Origin of the sequence: Bradyrhizobium sp. 153, from assembly GCF_023073835.1 — a bacterium.
GTDB lineage: Bacteria > Pseudomonadota > Alphaproteobacteria > Rhizobiales > Xanthobacteraceae > Bradyrhizobium.
Map to the genome: position 1 here is coordinate 81315 of NZ_JADPKH010000017.1, position 25610 is coordinate 106924.

The window sequence follows — 25610 nt, forward strand, 5'->3', positions numbered from 1 at the left end:
GAACGGAGAAGCCGCGGCGTACTGGATGCCTCGCATTCGCGGGCATGACACCAGTGCGCGTCGGCTAAATTAATCCTGCGGCTCGGATGCCACATCCCCCTGCGCGTCGACGCGTAGCCAGCCTGAGGGCGCGAGGCGCTGCTGCGGCAGGAAGCGGGCCTTGTAGTCCATCTTCTTCGAGCCCTCGATCCAGTAGCCGAGATAGACGTAGGGCAGCCCTTGCCGGCGCGCGCGGGCGATGTGGTCGAGGATCATGAAGGTGCCCATCGAGCGGCTGACCTGGCTCGGCTCGAAGAACGAATAGACCATCGACAGCCCGTCGCTGAGCACGTCGGTCAGCGCCACCGCGATCAGTTCCTCGCCGCGGCCGGTGAGGCCGCTGTCGGGGCCGCGCTTGCGGTACTCGATGATGCGGGTCTCGACATGGCTGTCCTCGACCATCATGGCGTAGTCGAGCACGGTCATGTCGGCCATGCCGCCATGGCGATGGCGGGCATCGAGATAGGCGCGGAATATCGAATATTGCTCGGAGGTGGGAACGGCGCTGCGCTGCTCGCCGATGATGTCGGCGTTGCGCGCCAGCACTTTCCTGAAGTTGCGGGACGGCCGGAACTCGTTGGCGACGACCCGCACCGAGACGCAGGCGCGGCACTGGTCGCAGGCGGGACGGTACGCAATCGACTGGCTGCGGCGGAACCCGCCATGGGTCAGGAGATCGTTGAGGTCACCGGCGCGCTCACCCACGAGGTGCGTAAACACCTTGCGCTCATGCCGGCCCGGCAGATAGGGGCACGGGGAGGGCGCCGTGAGGTAAAATTGCGGGGTATCGCGCGAGTGCTGGGTCAAGGGACGTCGTGGGCCTCCGAACTGTGTGTCAGCATCGCGCTACGGAAGCTCCGGGTCAATTGGCCTGCTCGGCAGATCAGATCAGTCAGCTTAGAAGATCCGGGTTGATAGGTCCTTGATCAGGACGTCCTTGCGGCCTGGGGCGCGGGTACGCGGACCGAATTGTTGATCACGACCGTTCCCAAGACGAAATCATGCAGCAGGCGACGGCGGCCGTTGAACAGGCCGACCAGCACCACGAAGGGCGACAGGAACGAGACGGTCACCCAGAACAGCACCGCATGGGTGGCGCCGAGCACGAAGTAGCCGGGCGCGCCGTACCAGGTGCGCAGTTCCAGATCCATCAGGCGCATGCCCACTGTCGCGGAGGAAGGGCCGCCGATGCTGGCGCCGTAATAGACGATGGCCCAGACCACCGAGGCCGGCCAGGCGATCCAGAACAGCGCCCAGCCGATGCCGAGCGTGACCACACCGAACAAGGCGATGAAGATATAGCCGAGGATCACCGGCACCGAGATCACGACCATGTCGACCAGGAAGGCGAACACCCGCCGCGTCGCAACACCGCGGAACAGCTCCGGATGCAGATAGGGATCGTAGGCGTGCGGCTGCACGCCGCTGTCGTTGCGCCAGGCGCCTGAATTGCCCGAGTCCGACATGTCCGTTCTCCCAGCGAACCCCCGTGGCAGGACATGGGAACAGGCCGTTCGCATGCCAAGGGCGCGCTGGGATCAACAAGCGAAAATATTCCGGCAATTCGGCGGCGGAGCGGCGCGGAGGCCGCGCTGGCGCGACGCTTCCGTCGTCCTGGCCAAGACCAGGACAGGTGGCCGGCCTTCGCCGGGACGACATCAAAGAGGCGGTGGGCGTTTATGACCCCTGCGCCCGCAGCTTCTCCGCGACCTTCGGCGCAAAGTAGCTCAGCACACCGTCGGCGCCGGCGCGCTTGAAGGCGAGCAGGCTTTCCATCATCGCGCGCTCGCCGTCGAGCCAGCCGTTATTGGCCGCGGCCGCGATCATCGCGTATTCGCCGGAGACCTGGTAGGCGAAGGTCGGCATCGCAAAAGTATCCTTCACACGGCGGACCACGTCCAGATAAGGCATGCCGGGCTTCACCATCACCATGTCGGCGCCCTCGGCGATGTCGAGCTCGACCTCGCGCAGTGCTTCGTCGCTATTGGCGCTGTCCATCTGGTAGGTGCGCTTGTCGCCGGTGAGTGTCTTGGCCGAGCCGATGGCGTCGCGGAACGGGCCATAGAAGGCGGAAGCGTATTTGGCCGCATAGGCCATGATCTGCACGTCGAGCAGGCCTGAGCAGTCGAGCCCCTCGCGGATCGCGGCGACGCGGCCGTCCATCATGTCCGACGGCGCGATGATGTCGCAGCCGGCTTCGGCCTGCACCAGGGCCTGGCGCACCAGCACCGCGACCGTCTCGTCGTTCAAGATCTTGCCGTCGGAGATCAGGCCGTCATGACCGTGACTGGTGAAGGGATCGAGCGCGACGTCGCAGAGAATGCCGATCTCCGGAAACTCCTTCTTGATCGCGCGCACAGTTTGGCAGACCAGATTGTTCGGGTTGGTCGCTTCCGATCCTTCCTCGTCGCGTAAGGACGGGTCGGTATAGGGAAACAGCGCGATACAGGGGATGGTGAGCTTCATGGCGCGCTCGGCCTCGCGCACCGCCTGGTCGACGCTGAGGCGGTCGACGCCGGGCATGGAGGCGACGGGCTCGCGCTTGTCGCTGCCGTCGATCAGGAACAGCGGCCAGATCAGATCATCCGTGGTGATGGCATTCTCGCGCACCATGCGCCGGGCCCACTCGGCCTTGCGGTTGCGGCGCGGGCGGACGGTCAGATCGAGGGCAGGGGAGGCGCTAGCGCCATCCCGGCGCGAAACCTCGCGCAGTTCGATCGGACGTCCGTATTTGATCGCCATCACTCTTCCTCCGGCTGGAATTATTCTTATACCAGCTCGCATGGTTCCCGTCACCGCGGCTTGACCTGCCGCAAGGGATGGCAGCCGATTGATTTTGCGAGGCGAAGCAGCCAGAAGGGGGCCATGTCCGAGATTTCCACACGCGATGCGGCCCGCGACAGCGCCCGGGACAATGCCAGAGACAGCGCCAGGGATAGCGCGATGTCGGTGGCGGCGATCTCGTCGGAGCGCTCTGCGTCCGATGACAATGTCTGGACGCGCCGGCTCGTGCTGTTCCTGCGTGTGATGGCGCTGCTCTCGATCCTGAAGGGTCTCTATCACTGGGCGCAAGTGACGGGTTTCGTCGGCGGCGACGACGAGGCCTTCGAGAACCAGGCGATGGCCTGGCAGGCCGCAACCGTCTACTTCGCCGTGATCGAGCTCGTCGCAGCAGTTGGTCTCTGGCTGGCGACGCCCTGGGGCGCTGTGGTGTGGCTGACGACCGTGGTGTCGATGGCGGTGATCGAGCTGATGTTTCCCGGCATCTACGGCGGCAGCCTGGTCGTGGTCGGTGTCGAAGCGTTCATGCTCGCCGCCTATCTCGCGCTCGCCTGGATGGCTGCGCGGGAACGACCGCCGTAGCGCGTTTCGCGGAAATGCTCTCGTGCCCGGGCGCAATGCAGCGCGCTGCATTTGCGGCGTAATGCTTGTAGAGCCGCGCCGCATCTTTTTACGGTCCCGATTATGGCATCTGAGTCCCGGCTCTGCGCCCTGCTTCGCGGCGCTTGTCGGGACAAGAGATGTTGCACTTGGTTGACCGTTGGTTGCCTAAAATTTGCGGTAAGTTTTCGTTGACCAGCATTGTTCCGCCACAGCTGTTACGCCCGCGTTTCGAAACGGGGCGCCGCTGTGCTGGAATGCGACAAGGGGGCGGACGGAGGGTGAACAGGACCTTGCGAGGGTCAACAGAGTGTTGCGAAAAGTGCTTGTAGTACAGGCTTAATCCGCAATTCACTGTCTTAAATTCATGATCTCTTTATTCTCTTATTTAAGCCGTTCTTCAAACGAGCCCCTTAAGTTGCACCTATCAGGCGGGACACAAGTTTCGTCGAATAAGTGTCGATAAAAACGACAACAGGGGAAGTGTCATGATGAAAGCCGTCGCAACTGCGGCAGATACCGCAGAGCGCGTCTCCGGCCAGCAGGGTTCGGTGCAGTCGCTCTATCTGGAAGCTTTGACTCTGGTGGAGCGGCTGCATCGCCGGCTCCTCGACGTGATCAAGGACGAGTTCGATCGCCGCGGCCGTGCGGACATCAACTCGGTCCAGGCGCTCTTGCTCTACAACATCGGTGACAAGGAGCTGACCGCGGGCGAGCTGCGCACGCGCGGTTACTATCTCGGCTCCAACGTCTCCTACAATCTGAAGAAGCTCGTCGAGCTCGGTTTCCTCGATCATCAGCGGTCGCGCGTTGATCGCCGCTCGGTGCGCATCCGCCTGACCCCGCAGGGCCAGGAAGTCCGCCGCATAGTCGATGCGCTCTACCAGAAGCACGTCAAGACGGTGGAGCAGGTCGGCGGCATCTCGGGCGAGGAGTTCTCGACCCTCAACAAGTCGCTGCACCGCCTCGAGCGGTTCTGGACCGACCAGATCCTGTATCGGCTCTGAGTTCCAAGGGATTAAGGCCAAGCCGGCCCCAAACAAGACCGGCAAACCGCCCGAACGTGCCTCAACTTCCCCAGAGCGCCGGCCCGGATTCGTCCGGACCGGTGCGCTTTACTTTTTGCGCTGCGAAGAAAATGTCTCGCCGTGAGGAACCAGTTCCGGGCTCGGCGCTTATCTCCTTCGGATCGGAGAAACGTCGATGCTGGTCGAGCGTGGGCTTCAGGCGCTGAACGTGGAACTTGTGAGCGAAGCCTACGCCATTGCCGCCAACTACCTTCGCCGCTCCGGCGCGATCCCAGATTCCCTCGTCACCGACGAGCGCCTGCTCGGGATCATCGTCAAGCTGCTCCAGCAGGGCGAATTCAACAAGATCAGGCTCGCCAACAAGGCGATCACCAGGTTTGAGATGCAGTCCGAGGCTCGAGCGGTTGCCTGATCAAAACTCCCAAAATTCGAGAGAACCAGAGGGTGCCATGGAAGCCGCCATCGACCGCATCATGCAGACCTATGACCTGCTCGCCAACCGCACCGCGGCGGCAAGCGAGGAGGCACGGGCCAAGGTCACGAACTATCTCAATACTTTGATGGAGGCCGGCGAGAAGGACCCGCACCGCTTGACGGTCTGCGGCCTGACTTATCTGCGGCAGCTCGACGGCAGCGTGGACCCCGTGAAAGCGGGGTATACCGGGCTCTAAAACGACGCCGGCTGCGGCCGCCGGCCGTTGGCGCGACGTGCGGTCCAAAGTGGTCCTGTCCGGACATTCGCGGAGGAGCGGTTCTATGAAACCGCTCCAATGCCGAAAACCTCCAATCCCCACCATATCTTGCACAAATCTCAGGCCCGACCCGCAAATGCTTGGCCGGGAGCGGGCAATGTGGTAGATCGCGCATTGCTTCCGACCGCCACACCAGACCCGCCCGTAGCCCGCCAACAGGCTGCGGCGGTGGAGATATTCGCAAGATGACCTCAGCCAAAACCGCTTCCGCGCCCGATTCGTTTTTCACCGCCTCGCTCGAGCAGGCCGACCCGGACATCGCCGCCGCCATCAAGGGCGAGCTGGGCCGGCAGCGCCATGAGGTCGAGCTGATCGCCTCCGAGAACATCGTCAGCCGGGCCGTGCTGGAAGCGCAGGGTTCGGTGATGACCAACAAATATGCGGAAGGCTATCCGGGCGCGCGCTACTACGGCGGTTGTGAGTGGGTCGACGTCGCCGAAAACCTTGCGATCGATCGCGCCAAGAAGCTGTTCGGCGCCAACTTTGCCAACGTGCAACCGAACTCTGGCAGCCAGATGAATCAGGCGGTGTTCCTGGCGCTGCTCCAGCCGGGCGACACCTTCATGGGACTTGATCTTGCGGCCGGCGGCCATCTCACCCACGGCTCGCCCGTCAACATGAGCGGCAAGTGGTTCAAGGCCGCGCACTACACCGTGCGCCGCGAGGACCAGATCATCGACATGGACGCGGTCGCCAAGCAGGCCGAAGAGGTCAAGCCGAAGCTGATCGTCGCGGGCGGCTCGGCCTATTCTCGCGCCTGGGACTTCAAGCGTTTCCGCGAGATCGCCGATAGTGTCGGCGCGTATCTGCTGGTCGACATGGCTCACTTCGCCGGCCTCGTCGCCGGCGGCGTGCACGCCTCGCCGGTGCCCTATGCCCACGTCACCACCACCACGACGCACAAATCGCTGCGCGGTCCGCGTGGCGGCCTGATGCTCTGGAACGACGAGACGCTGACCAAGAAGCTAAACGGGGCGATTTTCCCGGGCCTGCAGGGAGGTCCCCTGATGCATGTGATCGCGGCGAAGGCGGTCGCCTTCGGCGAAGCGCTGCGTCCGGACTTCAAGGTCTACGCCAAGAACGTCGTCGAGAATGCCAAGGCGCTGGCCGAGGCGATGAAGAGCCATGGGTTCGATATTGTCTCGGGCGGCACCGACAACCATCTGATGCTCGTTGACCTCAGGCCGAAGGGCCTGAAGGGCAACGTCTCGGAGAAGGCGCTGGTCCGCGCCGCCATCACCTGCAACAAGAACGGCATTCCGTTCGATCCCGAAAAGCCGTTCGTCACCTCCGGCCTCCGCCTCGGCACTCCGGCCGCGACCACCCGCGGTTTCGGTGTCGCCGAATTCCAGCAGGTCGGCGGCATGATCGCCGAAGTGCTCAACGCGATCGCACAATCCGACGACGGCAAGGCGCCGCTCGTGGAAGCGGCGATCAAGGAACGGGTCAAGGCGCTCACCGACCGGTTCCCGATCTACCAGTAAGGTCAAGGTACACGGATGCGCTGCCCGAACTGCAACAGTCTCGATACGCAGGTAAAGGACTCGCGTCCGACCGAGGATTCGTCCGTCATCCGCAGGCGGCGCGTGTGCGTCGCCTGCAATTTCCGCTTCACCACCTTCGAGCGCGTGCAGCTGCGCGAGCTCACAGTGATCAAGCGCAACGGCCGCCGCGTGCCGTTCGACCGCGACAAGCTGATGCGCTCGGTGCAGATCTCACTGCGCAAGCGGCAGGTCGAGCCGGAACGGGTGGAGAAGATGGTCTCCACCATCGTGCGCGAGCTCGAGACCGGCGGCGAGGCGGAGATCTCCTCCGAGGTGATCGGCGAGACCGTGATGGAGCATCTGCGCACGCTCGACGACGTCGCCTATGTGCGCTTTGCTTCCGTCTACCGCAATTTCCGCGAGGCCAAGGATTTCGCCGACGTGCTCGGCGAGCTCTCCGGTGAGGAGGAAGCGCGGCTCGCCGCGATCCGCAAATGATCTTCCGCATCCTGGAAGATCAGTTCGCGCAGAAGGCCCGTGAGGCCAAGGATGCGGATCTCCGCTTCATGCAGCTTGCGCTGGCGCTTGGGCGCCGCGGGCAGGGCCGCACCTGGCCTAATCCGGCCGTGGGCGCGGTCATCGTCAAGGACGGCGTGATCGTCGGTCGCGGCTGGACACAGCCTGGCGGGCGGCCGCATGGCGAGCCCGAAGCCTTGCGGCGGGCAGGCGAAGCGGCGCTCGGCGCCACGCTTTACGTCACACTGGAGCCGTGCTCGCATTTCGGCAAGTCGCCGCCTTGCGCCGATGCGGTGATCGCCGCCGGGATCGCGCGGGTCGTGGCGGCGATCGAGGATCCCAATCCTGAAGTCGGCGGCCAGGGTCATGCGCGCTTGCGGGCAGCCGGCATAACGGTGGACGTCGGTCTCTGCGCGGCAGAGGCTGCGTTCGATCACGCCGGGCATTTCCGTCGCATCCGGGACAAGCGTCCGCACGTGATCCTGAAGCTTGCGGTCTCGCCTGACGACAAGATCGGTGCGGCCGGCGGCAAGCCGGTCGCGATCACCGGCGAGGCGGTGCGCAATCGCGTGCACCTCTTGCGCGCTCAGAGCGATGCCATCCTGGTCGGCATCGGCACGGTGCTGGCGGACGATCCGATGCTCACCTGCCGCCTGCCGGGCATGGGGGCGCGCTCGCCGGTGCGGGTCGTGCTCGATCAGAGCCTGCGCATTCCCGGCGCGAGCAAGCTTGTCCGCACTGCGCGAGAAACACCGCTCTGGGTGGTGAGTTCTGAACTCGCCGAAGCCGCAGCCGCCACACGGCTTGGCGCGGCCGGTGCGCAAATGTTGCGTGTGCCGTCGGTCGGTGCATCAGGACTCGATCTCACGGCCGTGCTGCATGCGCTGGCTGAGAAAGGCATCACGCGGCTGATGGTCGAAGGCGGCAGCCGTGTCGCCGCGTCCTTCGTCGCGGCCGACCTCGCCGACGAAATCTGGCTGTTCCGCGGCACGGAAGAGGTGGGCTCTGGCGGCGTCGATGCGCTCGATGCATTGCCCCTGTCGAAAATCACGCAGTCGCGGGCCTACAAGGTTCATGCTAGCGAGACATTCGACAAGGATACTCTCACCGTTTACGAGCGCTCGTAATGTTCACTGGCATTGTCACCGATATCGGCGAGATCGTCAGTTTCACGCCGACGGCGCAGGGGCAGCTGCACCGTCTGCGCATCGCCTGCAATTATGATCGCGCCACCATCGCCGATGGCGCCTCGATCGCCTGCAACGGCGTCTGCCTCACCGTGGTCGCCTCCGGCGTTCAGGCGGGCAAGACGTGGTTCGACGTCGATGCCGCCGCCGAGACGCTGGCGCTGACGACCGCAAAACACTGGAAGGTCGGCACACGGCTGAACCTCGAGCGGGCGCTGAAGATCGGCGACGAGCTCGGCGGTCATATCGTCGCCGGCCATGCCGACGGTGTCGCGACGCTGCTCAGCCGCGAGGACCTGCCCGAGATGGCGAGGTTCGAGCTCTCGACGACGCGCGAGCTGGCGCGCTTCATCGCCACCAAGGGCTCGATCACGCTCGACGGAGTCTCGCTGACCGTCAATACAGTGAAGGACGTGACCTTTTCGGTGCTTATCATCCCGCACACGCTGACGGTGACGACGATCGGCGGCTGGAAAGCGGGGGACGAGGTCAATATCGAGGTCGATCTGATGGCTCGCTACGCGGCGCGGCTGACGGAAATGACGGCGTAGCCGTCATTCCGGGGCGATGCGTTAGCATCGAACCCGGAATCTCGAGATTCCGGGTTCGGCTCTTCGAGCCGCCCCGGAATGACCATGTCTTTAGAACTTGGCTTACCTGCTTCCGGCGACTACATAGCGCCGACCCTTTCGAAACGGATTGAACGATGGCAGACGCGCGGCGCGCACCCCTGAAAGACCAGACCGACATTTCCGGCGCCCGCGCGCTGATTGTCGAAGCGCGGTTCTATGACGATCTCCAGGACGCGCTTCTCGACGGCGCAATCGCCGAGCTGAAGGCGGCCGGCCTGACGCATGACGTCATCACGGTTCCCGGCGCGCTGGAAATTCCGGCGGCGGTCGCCATCGCGGTCGACGCGGCTGCGGCGAACGGCAAGCCCTATGACGCAGTGATCGCGCTCGGCTGCGTCATCCGCGGCGACACCATTCATTTCGAGATCGTCTCGCAGGAATCCTCGCGCGCGCTGATGGATCTTGCCGTGGCGCGAAAGCTGCCGCTCGGCAACGGCATTCTCACCGTCAACACCGAAGCGCAGGCCTGGGCGCGGGCACGCGCCAGCGAGCTCAACAAAGGCGGCGATGCCGCACGTGCCGCGCTTGCGATGCTGCGCATCAAACGCCGTCTGGCGCAGGCCTGAGCCATGGCCGACAACAACAAAAAGCCGGCGGGTGCTCCGGAGAAGAAGGCGAACCGCCGCGGCGCGGCGCGGCTCGCCGCCGTCCAGGCGCTCTACCAGATGGACATCGCCGGTGCGGGCATCAACGACATTTTTGCGGAGTTCGAGAGCCACTGGCTCGGCAACGAGGTCGAGGGCGATACGTACCTTCCGGCGGAGGCCGCCTTCTTCCGCGACGTCGTCTCCGGCGTCGTGCGCGACCAGAAGAAGCTCGATCCGCTGATCGACGAGGCGCTGTCGAAGGGCTGGCCCCTGAAGCGGATCGAGGCGATCCTGCGTGCAGTGCTGCGGGCCGGGGCCTATGAGCTCCAGCACCGCAAGGACGTCCCGGGCCGCGTCGTGGTCTCCGAATATGTCGACGTCGCCAACGCTTTCGTCGACCGCGAGGAGACCGGCATGGTCAACGCAGTCCTCGACCAGATCGGCCGCCAGTTTCGCGGTGACGAGTTCGGGCGTGGGTAGCGATACCCTGGGGTGGTGAAGTGATGCGATATGATTGCCCCATATACCGGCGTCATCACCGGCGAATCCAGTACGCCGCGGCCTATCGATGTCGCCCGACCGTCTCTGGAATACCGGATCGCCCGGTCGCTTTTTTGATGACGCGCTTCGCGCTTTTCCCGGGCGATGACAGAGAGGGGTGAGGCTGGCGCCGATGGCAGACACGCAAAATCTCTCTGGCGAAGACTCCCTTATCGCGCGTTATTTCAAGCCGCTGGCGATCGATCCCGGCGCGTTCGGACTGGTCGACGATGCCGCGATCCTGAGATCGGCTGGCGAGGACATCGTCGTCACCACCGACGCGGTGGTGGAGGGCGTGCATTATCTTGCCATTGATCCCCCTGACACCATCGCGCGCAAGGCGCTGCGGGTGAACCTGTCCGATCTCGCGGCCAAGGGCGCGGTCCCAGCCGGATTCGTGCTGACGCTGGCATTGCGCAACAGGGAGGATGCCTGGCTGCGGCCGTTTGCGGATGCGCTCGGCGAGGACGCCAAGAGCTTCGCGTGCCCGCTGCTCGGCGGCGACACGGTGTCGACGCCGGGGCCGCAGATGATCTCGATCACCGCCTTCGGCCGCGTCCCGCAAGGACGAATGGTCGGTCGCATCGGCGCGCGGCCGGGCGAGCGCATTCTGGTGACGGGAACGATCGGCGATGCCGCGCTCGGCCTCGACGTGCTCACCGGCGGCGCTGCGGCCGGCGCGCTGACATCCGATCCCGCCGCACGGGATTTTCTGGTCTCGCGCTATCGCGTGCCGCGGCCGCGCAACGCGCTGGCGCAGGCCGTGCGCGATCACGCAACCGCCGCGATGGATGTCTCCGACGGGCTTGCGGGCGATCTCGCCAAACTTTGCGCAGCGTCCGGTGTCTCGGCCACCGTCGACGTGGCGAACGTACCGCTATCGGCTGCGGCAGCTGGCCTGGTCGCGCGGATGGCCGTTGGCATCCAGACGCTACTGGCCGGTGGCGACGATTACGAGGTGCTGTGCACCGCGCCGCCGGCGCAAAGCGATGCGCTGATCGCCTCGGGGCGGGCGGCTGGCCTTGCCGTCACGGCGATCGGCACGATTGTTGCGGGCCAAGAGCCGCCGCGCTTCCTTGATGGGCAGGGGCAGGAATTGACTTTGAAGCGCCTTTCGTACAGCCATTTCTAGGAATCGCTCCAAGCCGGCGCCAGACGCTCAGGGCCTGGCCTAAATACCTGCCGAGATCGGCTGTTTCGGCCTTATCCGGCGTTGCACCCTCAATTTGATTTTGGCAAGCTCGCAACCGACTGGGGCCGCCCCTTCGGGCAAGGGCGGCTTTGTTCAAAATCAAGGCGCCGCACCGCACGACGGAGAACAAAAGGCGCCGGGGGTACATCAAGGATCTGAGGCAAAAAATCACATGACAGCATTATGGTTGATAGTACTCTGCGGAGTGCTTTCCGTCGTCTACGCGATTTGGGCGACGTCTTCGGTGTTGAGCGCGGATGCGGGGTCGCCGCGCATGCAGGAGATCGCAGGAGCGGTGCGCGAAGGTGCACAGGCGTATCTGCGGCGCCAGTACACCACGATCGGTCTCGTCGGCATCGTCATCTTCGTGCTGCTTGCCTATTTCCTTGGGGTTTATGTCGCGATCGGTTTTGCCATCGGCGCCATCCTGTCGGGGGCGGCCGGCTTCATTGGCATGAACGTCTCGGTCCGCGCCAATGTGCGCACTGCCCAGGCCGCGACGACCTCGCTCGCCGGCGGCCTGGAGCTCGCCTTCAAGGCGGGCGCCATCACTGGCCTTCTGGTCGCCGGTCTCGCCCTGCTGGGCGTGACCCTCTATTTCGCCTTCCTGGTCCACTCGCTGAAGCTCGCGCCTGACAGCCGTGTCGTCGTCGACGCTCTGGTGGCGCTCGGCTTCGGCGCCTCGCTGATCTCGATCTTCGCTCGTCTTGGCGGCGGTATCTTCACCAAGGGGGCCGACGTCGGCGGCGACCTCGTCGGCAAGGTCGAGGCCGGCATCCCCGAGGATGACCCGCGCAACCCCGCCACGATCGCCGACAATGTCGGCGACAATGTCGGTGACTGCGCCGGCATGGCCGCCGACCTGTTCGAGACCTATGCGGTGACCGCGGTCGCCACCATGGTCTTGGCGGCGATCTTCTTCGCAAAGACGCCGATCCTCGCCAACATGATGACGCTGCCGCTCGCGATCGGCGGCATCTGCATCATCACCTCGATCATCGGCACCTTCTTCGTCAAGCTCGGGCCAAGCCAGTCGATCATGGGCGCGCTCTACAAGGGCCTGATCGCGACCGGCATCCTGTCCCTGATAGGCATCGCGCTGGTGATCTACTACTTGATCGGCTTCGGCAAGCTCGACGGCGTCGACTACACCGGCATGGCTCTGTTCGAATGCGGCGTGGTCGGCCTCGTCGTCACGGCGCTGATCATCTGGATCACCGAATACTACACCGGCACCGATTATCGACCGGTGAAGTCGATCGCCCAGGCCTCGGTGACCGGCCACGGCACCAACGTGATCCAGGGCCTCGCCGTCTCGATGGAAGCGACCGCGCTGCCCGCGATCGTCATCATCGCGGGCATCCTGGTCACCTACAGCCTCGCCGGGCTGTTCGGCATCGCGATCGCGACCGCCACCATGCTGGCGCTGGCCGGCATGATCGTCGCGCTCGACGCATTCGGTCCGGTCACCGACAATGCCGGTGGCATTGCCGAGATGGCGGGCCTGCCGAAGGAGGTGCGCAAGTCGACCGACGCGCTCGACGCGGTCGGCAACACCACCAAGGCGGTGACGAAGGGCTACGCGATCGGCTCGGCCGGTCTCGGTGCGCTGGTGCTGTTCGCGGCCTACAACCAGGACCTCAAGTTCTTCGTTGCCGACTCCGCGCGCCATCCCTACTTCGCCGGCGTCAATCCGGACTTCTCGCTCAACAATCCCTACGTGGTGGTGGGCCTGTTGTTCGGCGGCCTCTTGCCGTATCTGTTCGGCGCGATGGGCATGACGGCCGTCGGCCGTGCGGCCGGCGCGATCGTGGAAGAGGTGCGCCGGCAGTTCCGCGAGAAGCCCGGCATCATGCAGGGCACCGACAAGCCGGACTACGGCAAGGCGGTGGATCTGCTCACGAAAGCGGCGATCAAGGAGATGATCATCCCCTCGCTGCTGCCGGTGCTGTCGCCCATCGTCGTCTACTTCCTGATCTACGCGATCGCGGGCGGAGGTGCGGCCGGCAAGTCGGCGGCGTTCTCGGCGGTGGGCGCGATGCTGCTCGGCGTAATCGTGACGGGCCTGTTCGTCGCGATCTCCATGACCTCGGGCGGCGGCGCCTGGGACAACGCCAAGAAGTACATCGAGGACGGCCATTTCGGCGGCAAGGGCAGTGATGCCCACAAGTCGGCGGTGACCGGCGACACTGTCGGCGATCCCTACAAGGATACGGCCGGCCCCGCGGTGAACCCGATGATCAAGATCACGAACATCGTGGCCTTGCTGCTGCTGGCGATCTTGGCGCATTGAGCGGCGGAAGTGGAACGAGACAAAACCCCGCGGCGCGAGCCGCGGGGTTTTCTTTCTCATTGTCATTCCGGGGCGGTCCGCAGGACCGAACCCGGAATCTCGAGGTTCCGGGTTCGGCTCGTTGGAGCCGCCCCGGAATGACGCTGTGCGTTACTGCACGTCCATTTGCAGGCCTTCCTTCTGGATGATCGCGGCGAACTTCTTTGTCTCGGCATCCACGAAGACGGCGAATTGCTGCGGCGTGCCGTAGTCGGCGCGGGCCCCCATGGCGGCGATCTGCTTCTTGATGTCGTCGCGCTCCAGCATCGCCTTCACTTGGAGATTGAGCGCTTCGAGCACGGGCGCAGGGACGCCCTTCGGCAGGAAGACGGCGAACCAGGAGGAGACGTCGAAGTTCGCCAGCTCCGGCGCGCTCTCGCGCATGGTCGGCAGATTGGGCGCGAGCTCGCTGCGCTCGGTCGTGGTGACGCAGAGGCCGTTGAGCGTGCCGTTCTGCACCTGCGGCAGGCTCGGATAGAGATTGTCGAACAGGATCTGGATGTCGCCCGCGAGCGCGGCCTGGAGTGCGGGGCCCGCGCCGCGGAATGGGATGTGGGTCATCTTCAACCCGGTGAGCTGGAGGAACCAGGCGCCGGTGAGGTGAGGGCTCTGGCCGACGCCTGAGGAGGCGTAGCTGAGCTTGTCCGGATTGGCCTTCAGGTACGCGATCAGCTCGGGAATCGACTTGATGCCGGTCTTCGGATGCGCCGAGACGATGTTCGGAATCCGGATCATGTTGGAGACCGGCTGGAGCTGGTCCGGCTTGTAGGTGAGGTTCTTGAAAATGCTGTAGGCGATCGCGTTCGGCCCCGGATTGCCGATCAGGATGGTGTGACCATCGGGCTTGGCGCGGACCACCTCGGCTGTACCAATAGTGCCGCCACCGCCCGAGCGGTTCTCCACGACCGCCGACTGGCCCCAGGCAGTCTGCAGATGCGCGGCCAGGAGCCGGCCCATGACGTCGGTCGAGCCGCCAGCCGCCGCCGGCACGACGAGGCGAACGTTCTCGGTGGGCTTCCAGTCGGCCAGGCTCGATCGCGGCAGGATTGCTGCGGCCGAGAGGCCGGCAGCGCCAGCGAGCACACCACGACGGGACAAAAAAGTCTTGGGCACGAATCCACTCCCTGCTTCTCGTTTTGCAGCGAGCGTAGGGAACCCGACGCGCGACGGCAAGTCGCACGAAACGGCACGACGCCGCAGGCTCGAGCCGATTCCGGTGCAATCGGAACGGGTTCCAGATTCTTGTTTCACGCGTTTTCTTTACGCGAACCGGTATCCACTTGGCTCGAAAACGCTCTAAGGGCTCAGTTAAAGCTGAGCAGCTTGAATAGCGGGGCGAGGTAGCTCATCTCCTGACCCGACGTCGCCGTGGTGCGGCTGATGAAGTCGAAGATCTTGCCGTCCTGAAGGCCGTAATTCGCCAGCCGGCGCACGCGCCGGTTCTTGTCGAAATAGATCGCGATCACGCGTTGGTCGACCACCTTCTGGTTCATGAAGGCGACGGGGCGCTCGGAGCGCTGGGAGATGTAGTAGAACACCTCGCCGTCCAGGGTCGCCACGGTGGAGGGCGTGCCCATCACGATCAGCACCTGGTCCTGGCTCGCGCCAATCGGAATCTGCTCCAGTGCCCCAGGCGGCAGGATGTAGCCCTTCTGGAACTGCTCGCCGGTGCAACCCGCAAGCGCCGCGCCGACCAGGGTCGCGGCCGCGAGCATGCGCAGGCCGCGCCAGCGTGCGTAAAGGCCGCGCCGCTGACGTGCGCGCTGGCTGGTCTGGTTCGTTATCGTCATTGCGGAACTGATTCCGTCCCCTTGCGTCGCACGAGGCGCTGAAGTACCGGGCGGAGGCTCTGAATGCAACACGCGCGCGCCCGCTTGCGGAAACCACAATGCTTTGGCCGTTCAATCACTTCAGGAAACCCCGGCTAGCCCCGCGGGGCACCATCGAGGCCATCTATGGCATGATCGTGACGCAGGCGCGAGAACCCATATTTTACCGTGACTTGGGCGTGCCGGATACGGTTAACGGGCGTTTCGACCTGTTGCTGCTGCATCTTTGGCTGCTGCTGCGCCGCCTGCGGACGGTCCAGGGCGCCACCGAGCTGTCGCAGGCGCTGTTCGATCGGTTCTGCGAGGACATGGACGACAATCTGCGCGAGATGGGGGTGGGGGACCAGACCGTACCGAAGCGGATGCGGGCTTTTGGCGAGGCCTTCTATGGCCGCGTCCAGGCCTATGATCAGGCCATGGAGGGCGGCGGCGAGGCGCTGGCATCGTCGATCTGCAAGAATATCTTGAACGGGACCGGCATGGATCAGGCGAAGAGGCTCGCGGCTTATGCTCGGGACACGGAAGCCGATCTCGGCCGGACCGACGAGGCCGCGCTCTTGCGCGCGTCCTTCAAGTTTCCCCCGGCCCTCCCAGAGGATGTCACGCCATGAGCCGACCGACGACCGGATCCGAGCCCGATCCCTGGCGGGCGCCCGTCATCGTGGCGCAGGTCCCCGACACCGGCCTGCATCGCGTACTCGAGGCCTCGGCGGCCGAACGGCAGGCCATGGCCGAGCTCGCAGGCCTGCGGGAGATCCTGTCCGCCCATGCCAGCTTCGATGTCGTGCCGAAAAGCGGCGGGCGGATCCAGGTCACGGGGCTGGTCCGCGGCCGGATCGGCCAGACCTGCGTCGTCACGCTCGATCCAATCGAGAGCGAGATCGAGGAGGAGGTGGACATGATGTTCGCCCCCGAAGCCGAGGCGCGCCGGCTGGCCGACCTGATCGAAGAGGGGCGGGACGACGAGGCGCTGCCTGCGGTCGCCGACCCGCCGGAGGCGATCGTCAATGGCATCATCGACCTCGGCCGTCTCGCCACTGACGCGCTGTTTCTGGCGATCGATCCCTACCCGCGCAAGGAGGGGGCCGTGTTCGAGGCGGACGTCACCGCCCTCGATCCCGAGGACCATCCCTTCGCAGCCCTGAAGGCCCTGCAGGACAAGAAAAAGGGCAAATAGCTCGGCATTTGCGGCGGGACCGCTTCGGACCGGGCACAAGCCGTTTGCTGCGATGGTTTGAAGAACGGTTTCATCCGTTTGATTTCAATGCGTTTCCGGCCTGATTTGTCGGTCCGCTCGCGGATCGTCCTGAATGCAAAAGGCTGGGGGCAAGAGGTTGTTTCGGGGGTACAAAACGCTATTGTCGCGGCCCGTCCGGGTGCGGCGTGGCGCTCGGCCAATCGCCATGTCCGTGGCGAACCCATTTGCGGCCCCACTAGCTCAAGACCGCACGAGACCAGGTTCCAGGACTTTCATGCTAAGCAAGATTCGCATCGCGCTGGACGCCATGGGAGGCGATGTCGGCCCCGCCGTGGTCATTCCCGGCGCTGCCATCTCGCTTGGCAGGCACCGCGATAGCGAATTCCTGCTGGTCGGGGACAGCGCCAAGATCGAGCCCGAGCTCGAAAAGCACCCCGCGCTCAAGGCCGCCTCGAAGATCATCCATACCGACGTCGCGGTCAGCATGGAGGACAAGCCGAGCCAGGCGTTGCGGCGCGGCCGCAAAACCTCCTCGATGTGGCTCGCGATCGATGCCGTGAAAAAGGGCGAGGCGGATGTTGCGATCTCCGCCGGCAACACCGGCGCGCTGATGGCGATGGCGCGTTTCCACCTACGCATGCTGCCGGGCATCGACCGCCCGGCGATCACCGGAATATGGCCGACCAAGCGTGGCCAGTCCGTCGTGCTTGACCTCGGTGCGACCATCGGCGGCGACGCCCACCATTTGGTGTCGCTCGCGCTCATGGGCGCGGCCATGGCGAGCGTGCTGTTCGACAAGACGCGGCCCACGGTCGGGCTGCTCAACATCGGCGCCGAGGAGATCAAGGGCCACGAGGAGATCCGCGAGGCCAGCGAGATCCTGCGTGCGAGGAACCTGCCGGAGCTCGACTATATCGGCTTCGTGGAGGGCGACGGCATCGGCAAGGGGCTGGCCGACGTCATCGTGACCGAAGGTTTTAGCGGCAACATCGCGCTCAAGGCCGCCGAGGGAACCGCACGGCAGATGGCGGAATTACTCCGTAACGAGATGCAGCGGAGCTGGCTGTCCAAGCTCGGCTATCTGTTTGCGCGCAGCGCTTTTCAGGCCCTGCGCGACAAGATGGACCCAAACAAGTCGAATGGCGGCGTGTTCCTGGGTCTGAAGGGACTAGTGGTCAAGAGCCATGGCGGAATCAGCGCCGAAGGCTTTGCCTATGCGATCGATGTTGGCTATGAGATGGCTCACTACGATCTCCTGAACAAGATCAATCAGATGCTCAACCGCGAGGGTGGTGCACTCAGTTCCGTGCAGGCCGCGCAGGAGGCTGTTTCGTGACGAAAATTCGTTCGGTCGTGCTCGGCTGCGGCTCTTATCTGCCGGAGCAGGTGGTGACCAACGCCCAATTGGCGGCGCGCATCGACACCTCCGACGAGTGGATCGTACAGCGCACCGGCATCCGTGAACGGCACATCGCGGCTGAGGGCGAGTTCACCTCGCACTTGGCGCTGCGGGCGGCGCAGGCTGCGCTGAGCGATGCAGGCGTGGACGCGCAATCGATCGAGCTGATCGTGCTGGCGACCTCGACGCCGGACAATACGTTCCCCGCAACCGCGGTCGCCGTGCAGCACGGGCTCGGCATCAACCATGGCGCGGCGTTCGACCTCCAGGCGGTCTGCTCCGGCTTCGTGTTCGCGCTCGCCACCGCCGACAATTTCCTGCGCACCGGCGCCTATAAGCGCGCGCTGGTGATCGGCGCCGAGACCTTCTCGCGCATCCTCGACTGGAACGACCGCGGCACCTGCGTGCTGTTCGGCGACGGCGCCGGCGCTGTCGTGCTGGAGGCGCAGGAGCAGCCGGGCAATGCGGCGACCGACCGCGGCATCGTGACCACGCATCTGCGCTCCGACGGCCGCCACAAGGCAAAGCTGTTCGTCGACGGCGGGCCGTCCTCGACACAGACCGTCGGCCATCTGCGCATGGAGGGCCGTGAGGTCTTCAAGCATGCGGTCGGCATGATCACGGACGTGATCGTCGATGCCTTCCAGGCGACCGGGCTCAACGCCGACAGCATCGACTGGTTCGTGCCGCACCAGGCCAACAAGCGAATCATCGACGCTTCCGCCCACAAGCTGCACATCGCGCCGGAGAAGGTGGTGCTGACAGTGGACCGCCACGGCAACACCTCGGCGGCTTCGATTCCCTTGGCGCTGTCGGTGGCACGCAGGGACGGCCGCATCAAGAAGGGCGACCTGGTTCTCCTGGAGGCCATGGGCGGCGGCTTCACCTGGGGCTCCGCGCTCGTGCGCTGGTAGCAACAGTCGATAAAATTTTGCCGGAATCAGCGCGATTATCGATGCGTCTGCATTGATGAGCGCTGTTGACCGTTGTATCGTAAGCTCCTAATTTCAGACAACAATTGTTCGCCGTGATGTGGGGCAGGGCGATGACCGATCAAAGCAAAACCGTAACGCGTGTCGATCTGTGCGAAGCCGTCTACCAGAAGGTGGGCCTGTCGCGCACGGAATCGTCCGCCTTCGTGGAACTCGTGCTCAAGGAGATCACCGACTGCCTTGAGAAGGGCGAGACGGTGAAATTGTCCTCGTTCGGCTCCTTCATGGTGCGCAAGAAGGGTCAGCGTATCGGCCGTAATCCGAAGACCGGCACCGAGGTGCCGATCTCGCCGCGCCGCGTGATGGTGTTCAAGCCGTCGGCGATCCTGAAGCAGCGGATCAACGCCCAGCACCGCACCAACGGCGACGCCAGCAAGGCTCAACCCGAGGCGTAACCGCCTTTCGGAAAGGATTGGCATTTGGACAAGGCGCCGGATGCGTTCCGAACCATCAGCGAAGTAGCGCAGGAACTCGACATTCCGCAGCACGTGCTGCGGTTCTGGGAGACGCGGTTCTCCCAGATCAAGCCGATGAAGCGCAGCGGCGGCCGCCGCTACTACCGCCCCGACGACGTCGACCTGCTCAAGGGCATCCGCCGCCTGCTCTACGGGGAGGGCTACACCATCCGCGGGGTGCAGCGGATCCTGAAAGAGCACGGCGTCAAATCGGTGCAGGGCCTCGCCGACAGCGCCGCCGCGGTCTCGTTCGGGGCCATCGAGGACGCCATCGGCGCGAGCTTGATGGAGCCCGACGACGAGGCGCCGATCAAGGGCGTCACCGACAGCGACGATGACGATTACCAGGGCGACGAAGAGGAGGGCATCGACTTCCGCTTCGCCGAGATCGACGACGAGGACATCCTCACCACCTTCCGCAAGGGCGGCACTGCCGCCGCGCCGGCCGGCCCCAGCGCGCTGGACCGGGAGCGGCTAGGGCGGGCGCTCGCCGACCTCGTTGCCTGCCGTGAGATGCTGGATCAGGCGCTGAAGGACGGGTAGGGCCGCTCGGCCGGCTTTGCGGGCAGTTCCGGGAATTTGAGCCGACACCAATTTGGTGCGGGCGCCTTGCACAAAGCGGCGATCCTAGCTAATGGAACGGCATTCGGAGCGTGGCGCAGCCCGGTTAGCGCACTAGTCTGGGAGACTAGGGGTCGGAGGTTCAAATCCTCTCGCTCCGACCATTTTTCTCAACTCATCTGTCGGGCGGATTGACCGTCGGCGTGGAGCCTGCTCCCGGCCGTCACGGATGCGTGGCGACAAGTAATGGGTGGCCCCTTCGGTGGTCGGGAAACAATAACGCCGAAAACAACCCCATGCACAGTAGCGATCTCATTGGAGAATAACGGTTTTCCGAAGCGGTTTGACAGCGGTGGAGAAGAGGCTGCTGAGGCACTTAAGTAGAGGATCGGGGGTGATCGCATTTGCACCATTCGGCGCTGCCGTCGGCCCGCAGAGTAAATGGTATACTGACGAGAATAATGGCGCAGTAGCGTCGGAGTTCTTTTGATTGCAGGCAATTTCGCTTTGACGCCGGTTGTATGTTCACAACACCTCTGCACGAATCTGAGCCACGCCACGATCCGTAATCCCCAAGCTGCGCGCAGCAGCCAGCGAAAGGTCGAGGACGCGACTGCGGACGAACGGACCGCGGTCATTGACTGTCACGATGACGCTTCGGCTGCCGTGAGTGACGCGCAACTTGGTGCCGAAGGGCAGGTGGCGGTGCGCCGCTGTTAGCCGATTACGATCAAACGATGAACCGCTTGCTGTCTTGCCTTTGGGATAAGAATAGTAGGAGGCTTTGCCGGAAATGACTCGATGAGAAGATTGGGCTCCTAAACTATCTTTCGAGGGCTCTTCCGGAATCGGAGGTTGCGCTTGCTGCGGGGTCGAAGGTTGCGATTGCGTTTCGTCCTTCTTTGTCTGGTCGAGCCCTTCAGGAGCTGGCTCCGCGTGAGCTTTTGGAATGATGGACCACCTATCATCGAAGCTTTGCGCGACAGCAGGAGTCGAGCAGATCGTCATCCAAGCTGGGATTGTCGCAATCGCGATCATTCTACAAAGAACTTGCATGGTCGGCCTCACGCATAAAACTGATGGACAATGCAAACTCATCGGCCTGTGTTCCTGCACCCGCATTCTCGTGCAGACAAAGGTGAATGCATACCGCTGGTTCGATGCCTAGTTCCGAGAGTACTAAGGGCAGCGCAGCAAGCACTTGTTTCGCTGCGGCGCATCACGCCGTAGATCTGCAACCCAAAGACACGAAATTGCCGCGTGCAGCAGCCGCTACTTGGCTTCTACTTCGATAGTACAGTCCTTCGATCTCCAAACTGCTCGGGCTTCGCAATTTGTGTTAGCTGCCACAACGCCCAGTCAGACAAGGTAGAGACCCAACCTTCGGGGCTTGTCGATGCTCTCGCAATGAGCGCTCGCAATATCGACTGCTAAGCGGTTGCTCGCAAATACCCCACCACCATCCGCGTCGTCTCGTCCGCCAGCGTCCTCACCATTTTCTCTGGCAGCATCTCGGCCTGGTTCAGCACTGTGTTGTGTGCGACCGCTTCGATCGCGCTGACGCAGATGAACGTCGCAAGGCCCGGAGCGATCTTGCGCATCTCCTTGCGGTGGCTTTCGAGATAGGCGCGCACGAGAACGTGGACAATCGCGGTTGAAGGCTTCGAGGTCCCTCAGCTGGCCGGTGCGTGGGATCTGCTCGGCGAGGACGCGGTGCAGGTTCGGGTCGATACGGTGGCTTCGATTGCCTCATGCATGGAACTACCATTTAGCTCCTTGCGAAATGCTCCGGCACATTTGGCGCGCGGGCCGCAGCGATGTTTCGCTGCGGCCATCCTCGTCAAGGCTCGGGTCAATCGGCGACCCTCTCAACTCTCATTGCGCACGTGACTTCTTCGTCGAAGTCGGCGGCTTTGCTGCGCCGCCGCTGCTCGGATTGTCATAGTGTGCCGAGTTACGTCCCCCTCCCGGCTTGCCATCCATTTTGCCCGCGGATACTGGCGATGTCATGAAACCCGCGGCGACTACAACACATCCGAAGGCAAGGATCGTAAACAGGGCAACAGCTCTTACTATTGACATTGATTTCTCCGATCCAAAATATCGCCACGACAAACGTGGCTTCGGCAGCCTACTCCAGGCCTATTACACTGGCGAGCGTATCTTGAGCCGGATCGATTACGTTCGTAGCCAGAGCGCGTGCGAGGACTCAGCCGTCGGCCTGCTGCGATTGGTTGTTGCTGACCGCAGCGGTCACTTTTGCCAGTCACGGTCAGCATCTCGCTGACTTTCCCACGTAGCAAACTCGTTTGAATTCTTCGTAGGAGCTCGGCGCTAACAGTTCGTGCGGTGTGCGCCTCCGGGGCGTTTCCTCGACGTCGTAGTTCTACGGGCCTAGGCGTGGCCCTTGATCTCGTAGTGACCAGGCACGCATTTGTAGCGCTCGAGGCGCCAGTTGGCGCGATAGATCGGATGCTCGCCCATCCATTTCGCGAGCGGGGCTTGTGCGCCGATCGCGCATTGCATCATCGACATCTCGGGCGTCATGTTGCTGTCGGTCACGATTTCCTCGACGCAACTGCCTGAGCTGGCTGCGCTTAGCCGGCAGAGCACGGCAACGACGGTCACGAACATTCCTGTCACCTCATCGGTTATTTCTGACCACGAAGAGGATGCAAGCGGAGTGCCAGAGCCTGTGACACGCAAGAAATACGCTGGGCTGGGCCGGACTTGCCCCAGCGTACGGAATCGATTTGACGATTCGGATTGTAAAAAAATTCCCCCTAACACGAAGCCGGACAAATACGGGGCCAGCCTCAGCGACGGGCGGATTGTGGGCTATCGCATACGGCTTTTTGAGCAGTCTTGCGCGGACGCCTCGTCCTTGAGACCGCTTCACGCGGTCTGCTCAGGATGAGGCTAACGGCATTGGTGCTCGCTCAAGCTGCTGCCGCACACCGGCTCCTCATCTCGACCGCGGTGACCTCGACGAGGTTGCTGATGCCCTCATGTAAATAGTCCGCGGCCCGAAATCACCGGCGTCGAAGGATCCGCGCCGATGCGCTTTTACCTGCGGAGCGACGCTGCTACATTTTACGCGGCGCCTCGCAGCGCGGGCAGCTCTGAAGAAACATACCGACAAGGGGAGGGACCGAAGTCCCATGAAGGATTTTGCAGGAAAGATCGCAGTCATCACCGGCGGCGGCACGGGAATGGGGCGCGAGCTCGCACGGCAGCTCGTGGCCGAGGGCTGCAACGTCGCGATGTGCGACGTCTCGGAAGCCGCGATGGCCGAGACCAAGCGGCTCTGCGAGGCCGAGAAGCTGCCGCAAGGCCTGCGGGTCACGACGCATGTCGCCGATGTCGCGATCGAGGACCATCTGAAGCGTTTTCGCGACGAGCTCGCCGAGCAGCAGAAGACGGACAGGATCCATTTGTTGTTCAACAATGCCGGCATCGGCGGCGGCGGCAGCCTGTTCACCAACACGCGCGAGCAGTGGGAGCGCACGTTCAACATCTGCTGGGGCGGCGTCTATCTCGGCGTGCGCACCTTCCTGCCGATGCTGGTCGCCGCGGACGAGGCGCACATCGTCAACACCGCGAGCGTCAACGGCTTCTGGGCCTCGATCGGCATGAACCAGGCGCACACCGCCTACAGCTCGGCGAAGTTCGCGGTGAAAGGATTTACCGAAGCGCTGATCAACGACCTCCGCCTGCACGCGCCGCACGTCAAATGCTCGGTGGTGATGCCCGGTCACATCGGCACCTCAATCGTCTCCAATTCGCGCAAGGTGCAGAGCAGTGACGGCTCGGACCGGCTCAATGCCGACGAGGTCGCGCTGACCCGCAAGCGCATGATCGCGGCCGGCGTGCCAGATGCCGACAAAATGACTGAGGAGGACATCCAGGCGGCGTTTGCCGAGCGCGCCCGCAGCTTCCTGGAGGATGCGCCGACTACGGCGGCCGAGGCCGCGAAGACCATTCTCGACGGGGTCAAGGCGGAGCGATGGCGCATTCTCGTCGGCGAGGACGCCAAGCGCCTGGACGAGCGCGTGCGCGCCGCGCCGGAGCAGGCCTACGACCGCGCCTTCTTCGAAAGTTTTACGCAGGAGGTCGGCTGGCGGCTCGGTTGAGACCGCCTGTGAGCGGGGTGCCAATGTGGGTATGATGATCGTCATGGCAAGAGGTGCTCAGGCAATTTTGTGTGCCACCTCTTGCCAATGTGACGTCCGCATCATGACCGATCGGTATGTCACGCATGCGACACGACAATGTTCAAGCGATGGTGATCTCGAACGGCTTTCATTTTGGTCGCGGCTGCTTGGTTGGGGACCTGAAATAGTTTAGTCAATCAGGCGTAACGCGACGATAGAGCGTAGCTCCCGATGATGCCCGCATGCCTCTCCGACGACTGGACCCTTTGCCCGGAGCGAGAGGACATCTCCGCTGAATTCACGCGGCTGCTCACCGCCGCGCAGGAGGGCGGCGCCACCATCGCCGAATGCCTGATGATCGCGCGGCAGCTGAAGCGGGGCGACGGCCGCTCCTGGCACCGCGAGTGGAAGAAGCTGGCGCAAGCCAATCGGCAGCGCGCCGAGGCTGCCTCCGCAGAAGGCCACATGGCGAGCGCACGGCGCAACTGGCTGCGCGCCATGAACTACTATGGCGCGGCGGCGATGCCGCTCGAGCAGGACGACGAGCGCCGCTGGGTCGCTGTGCTCGCAATGCAGGAATGCGCACGCAGCTACCTTTCGGCGCGCAGCCCGGCCGGCGAAGTCGTGACCGTCCCTTGGCTCGACGGACATGCGCTGCAGGGCTACTTCCTACCTGCGCCGACGGGAAGCGGGCGGGCTCCGACCGTGATCTGCATCGGCGAACCCGGCCACCGCAAGGAGGAATTTCTCTTCAAGCTCGTGCCACATGCGTGCGAGCGTGGATTCTCGGTGCTGGCGCTGGACCTGTTCGGCGATCAGCGCGACGATTATATTGATGTGCTGTTGCGGCGCCGGGATCTCGAGAGCGCGATACCGTGCGTCATGGACTATCTGGAGACGCGCAGTGACGTCGATTTCGCGCGCGTTGCAATCGTCGCGGATGGCTGGGGCTCTTCCTTCGTGGCGCGCGCGGTGTTGCAGGAGCCGCGGCTTGCCGCCGCCGTCTGCGACGGCGGCCTGTGGGACCTGCACGAGCGGGCCTTCTTCGCCAGCCGATTCGCACTGAGCGACGTCAGCATCGTGCCGGTGCCGCATGCGCCGCTGATGGCTTCCAGCATCGACTGCCCGGTGTTGATCACGCTCGGCGAGGATGGCTGGCTCAAGGCCGACCGGGCGCGTCAGATCGTCCAGAGCTCCCGTATTGGCAGCTCGGATGTCATGTTGAAGGTGTTCACTGCGGCCGAGACCGGCGCGGCGCAGGCCCATGCGGACAATCCGAGCCTTGCCAACGAATACATCTTCGACTGGCTCGAATCGCGGCTCGGCGCAGCCGGCCAGATATGATCTAAAGC

At 63.9% G+C, this 25610-nt stretch carries 28 protein-coding genes and 1 tRNA gene; 21 read left to right on the forward strand and 8 right to left on the reverse strand.

Annotated features, from left to right (window positions below; all coding sequences use genetic code 11):
• Positions 1-69: 69 nt before the first annotated feature.
• The 3 genes from IVA91_RS04275 to hemB all read right to left on the reverse strand — a co-directional run bounded on the left by IVA91_RS04275 (position 70) and on the right by hemB (position 2781).
• Complete coding sequence (locus tag IVA91_RS04275; RefSeq protein ID WP_247277061.1) at positions 70-846, reverse strand: arginyltransferase; 777 nt, start codon at positions 844-846, stop codon at positions 70-72.
• Positions 847-965: 119 nt separating this feature from the next.
• Positions 966-1505, reverse strand: coding sequence for an RDD family protein (locus IVA91_RS04280; protein ID WP_247277062.1), 540 nt, complete (start codon positions 1503-1505; stop codon positions 966-968).
• 211 nt (positions 1506-1716) lie between these two features.
• Positions 1717-2781 (reverse strand): porphobilinogen synthase, encoded by a 1065-nt coding sequence (hemB, locus tag IVA91_RS04285; protein WP_247277063.1) that lies wholly within the window; start codon positions 2779-2781, stop codon positions 1717-1719.
• A 123-nt stretch (positions 2782-2904) separates the two neighbouring features.
• Between hemB and IVA91_RS04290 the strand changes: the two genes are divergently transcribed.
• The 12 genes from IVA91_RS04290 to IVA91_RS04345 all read left to right on the forward strand — a co-directional run bounded on the left by IVA91_RS04290 (position 2905) and on the right by IVA91_RS04345 (position 13631).
• On the forward strand, positions 2905-3402 hold the full coding sequence (locus tag IVA91_RS04290; protein WP_247277064.1) for a DUF6163 family protein: 498 nt from the start codon (positions 2905-2907) through the stop codon (positions 3400-3402).
• Positions 3403-3908: 506 nt separating this feature from the next.
• On the forward strand, positions 3909-4427 hold the full coding sequence (locus IVA91_RS04295) for a MarR family winged helix-turn-helix transcriptional regulator (protein WP_018320040.1): 519 nt from the start codon (positions 3909-3911) through the stop codon (positions 4425-4427).
• A 196-nt stretch (positions 4428-4623) separates the two neighbouring features.
• The gene (locus IVA91_RS04300; RefSeq protein ID WP_247277065.1) at positions 4624-4860 is read left to right on the forward strand and encodes a hypothetical protein; all 237 of its coding nucleotides are present in this window, start codon (positions 4624-4626) and stop codon (positions 4858-4860) included.
• 37 nt (positions 4861-4897) lie between these two features.
• Positions 4898-5119, forward strand: coding sequence for a hypothetical protein (locus IVA91_RS04305; protein ID WP_014494771.1), 222 nt, complete (start codon positions 4898-4900; stop codon positions 5117-5119).
• Positions 5120-5385: 266 nt separating this feature from the next.
• Complete coding sequence (gene glyA, locus IVA91_RS04310) at positions 5386-6684, forward strand: serine hydroxymethyltransferase (protein ID WP_247277066.1); 1299 nt, start codon at positions 5386-5388, stop codon at positions 6682-6684.
• A gap of 15 nt (positions 6685-6699) precedes the next feature.
• Positions 6700-7182, forward strand: coding sequence for a transcriptional regulator NrdR (gene nrdR, locus IVA91_RS04315; protein WP_011087793.1), 483 nt, complete (start codon positions 6700-6702; stop codon positions 7180-7182).
• On the forward strand, positions 7179-8327 hold the full coding sequence (ribD, locus tag IVA91_RS04320; protein WP_247277067.1) for a bifunctional diaminohydroxyphosphoribosylaminopyrimidine deaminase/5-amino-6-(5-phosphoribosylamino)uracil reductase RibD: 1149 nt from the start codon (positions 7179-7181) through the stop codon (positions 8325-8327). Before nrdR ends, ribD begins: the two co-directional genes overlap by 4 nt.
• Entirely contained in the window at positions 8327-8938 is a 612-nt protein-coding gene (locus tag IVA91_RS04325) for a riboflavin synthase (protein ID WP_247277068.1), read from the forward strand. The genes ribD and IVA91_RS04325 overlap by 1 nt, the downstream gene beginning before the upstream one ends.
• A 155-nt stretch (positions 8939-9093) precedes the next feature.
• The gene (gene ribH, locus IVA91_RS04330) at positions 9094-9585 is read left to right on the forward strand and encodes a 6,7-dimethyl-8-ribityllumazine synthase (protein WP_247277069.1); all 492 of its coding nucleotides are present in this window, start codon (positions 9094-9096) and stop codon (positions 9583-9585) included.
• Positions 9586-9588: 3 nt separating this feature from the next.
• Positions 9589-10086: a transcription antitermination factor NusB gene (nusB, locus tag IVA91_RS04335; protein WP_027548253.1), complete on the forward strand. Its 498-nt coding sequence runs from the start codon at positions 9589-9591 to the stop codon at positions 10084-10086.
• Positions 10087-10279: 193 nt separating this feature from the next.
• Entirely contained in the window at positions 10280-11278 is a 999-nt protein-coding gene (gene thiL / locus IVA91_RS04340; protein ID WP_247277070.1) for a thiamine-phosphate kinase, read from the forward strand.
• A gap of 232 nt (positions 11279-11510) precedes the next feature.
• Complete coding sequence (locus IVA91_RS04345) at positions 11511-13631, forward strand: sodium-translocating pyrophosphatase (protein ID WP_247277071.1); 2121 nt, start codon at positions 11511-11513, stop codon at positions 13629-13631.
• Between the two features lie 150 nt (positions 13632-13781).
• On the opposite strand, the gene IVA91_RS04350 is transcribed toward IVA91_RS04345, so the two are convergent.
• Both IVA91_RS04350 and IVA91_RS04355 read right to left on the reverse strand, forming a co-directional pair.
• On the reverse strand, positions 13782-14783 hold the full coding sequence (locus IVA91_RS04350; RefSeq protein WP_247277072.1) for a tripartite tricarboxylate transporter substrate binding protein: 1002 nt from the start codon (positions 14781-14783) through the stop codon (positions 13782-13784).
• Positions 14784-14974: 191 nt separating this feature from the next.
• Complete coding sequence (locus IVA91_RS04355) at positions 14975-15460, reverse strand: outer membrane protein assembly factor BamE (protein WP_247277073.1); 486 nt, start codon at positions 15458-15460, stop codon at positions 14975-14977.
• A 98-nt stretch (positions 15461-15558) separates the two neighbouring features.
• On the opposite strand from IVA91_RS04355, the gene IVA91_RS04360 reads away from it, so the two are divergent.
• From IVA91_RS04360 to IVA91_RS04390, 7 genes are all read left to right on the forward strand, one after another.
• Complete coding sequence (locus IVA91_RS04360) at positions 15559-16110, forward strand: ubiquinol-cytochrome C chaperone family protein (RefSeq protein ID WP_247277074.1); 552 nt, start codon at positions 15559-15561, stop codon at positions 16108-16110.
• A complete protein-coding gene (locus IVA91_RS04365) occupies positions 16107-16676 on the forward strand; it encodes a DUF177 domain-containing protein (RefSeq protein ID WP_247277075.1) in 570 nt (189 codons plus the stop codon). The genes IVA91_RS04360 and IVA91_RS04365 overlap by 4 nt, the downstream gene beginning before the upstream one ends.
• 295 nt (positions 16677-16971) lie before the next feature.
• Complete coding sequence (gene plsX, locus IVA91_RS04370) at positions 16972-18033, forward strand: phosphate acyltransferase PlsX (RefSeq protein ID WP_247277076.1); 1062 nt, start codon at positions 16972-16974, stop codon at positions 18031-18033.
• Positions 18030-19010: a beta-ketoacyl-ACP synthase III gene (locus IVA91_RS04375; RefSeq protein ID WP_247277077.1), complete on the forward strand. Its 981-nt coding sequence runs from the start codon at positions 18030-18032 to the stop codon at positions 19008-19010. The genes plsX and IVA91_RS04375 overlap by 4 nt, the downstream gene beginning before the upstream one ends.
• Positions 19011-19141: 131 nt before the next feature.
• Positions 19142-19483 (forward strand): integration host factor subunit alpha, encoded by a 342-nt coding sequence (locus IVA91_RS04380; protein ID WP_018456841.1) that lies wholly within the window; start codon positions 19142-19144, stop codon positions 19481-19483.
• Between the two features lie 24 nt (positions 19484-19507).
• Positions 19508-20086 carry a MerR family transcriptional regulator gene (locus IVA91_RS04385; RefSeq protein WP_247277078.1) on the forward strand — a complete coding sequence of 193 codons (579 nt, stop codon included), beginning with the start codon at positions 19508-19510 and terminating at the stop codon, positions 20084-20086.
• Positions 20087-20190: 104 nt separating this feature from the next.
• Positions 20191-20268, forward strand: a tRNA-Pro gene (locus IVA91_RS04390).
• A 361-nt stretch (positions 20269-20629) separates the two neighbouring features.
• Here IVA91_RS04390 and IVA91_RS04395 read toward each other — a convergent pair.
• The 3 genes from IVA91_RS04395 to IVA91_RS04405 form a co-directional block, all read right to left on the reverse strand.
• A complete protein-coding gene (locus IVA91_RS04395) occupies positions 20630-21160 on the reverse strand; it encodes a septal ring lytic transglycosylase RlpA family protein (RefSeq protein WP_247458347.1) in 531 nt (176 codons plus the stop codon).
• 374 nt (positions 21161-21534) lie between these two features.
• Positions 21535-21738, reverse strand: coding sequence for a hypothetical protein (locus IVA91_RS04400; RefSeq protein ID WP_247277080.1), 204 nt, complete (start codon positions 21736-21738; stop codon positions 21535-21537).
• Positions 21739-22498: 760 nt separating this feature from the next.
• Positions 22499-22738 (reverse strand): hypothetical protein, encoded by a 240-nt coding sequence (locus tag IVA91_RS04405; protein WP_247458349.1) that lies wholly within the window; start codon positions 22736-22738, stop codon positions 22499-22501.
• Between the two features lie 527 nt (positions 22739-23265).
• On the opposite strand from IVA91_RS04405, the gene IVA91_RS04410 reads away from it, so the two are divergent.
• On the forward strand, positions 23266-24237 hold the full coding sequence (locus tag IVA91_RS04410) for an SDR family NAD(P)-dependent oxidoreductase (RefSeq protein WP_247458351.1): 972 nt from the start codon (positions 23266-23268) through the stop codon (positions 24235-24237).
• Between the two features lie 252 nt (positions 24238-24489).
• On the forward strand, positions 24490-25602 hold the full coding sequence (locus tag IVA91_RS04415; protein WP_247458355.1) for an alpha/beta hydrolase: 1113 nt from the start codon (positions 24490-24492) through the stop codon (positions 25600-25602).
• The last annotated feature ends 8 nt before the right edge of the window (positions 25603-25610 follow it).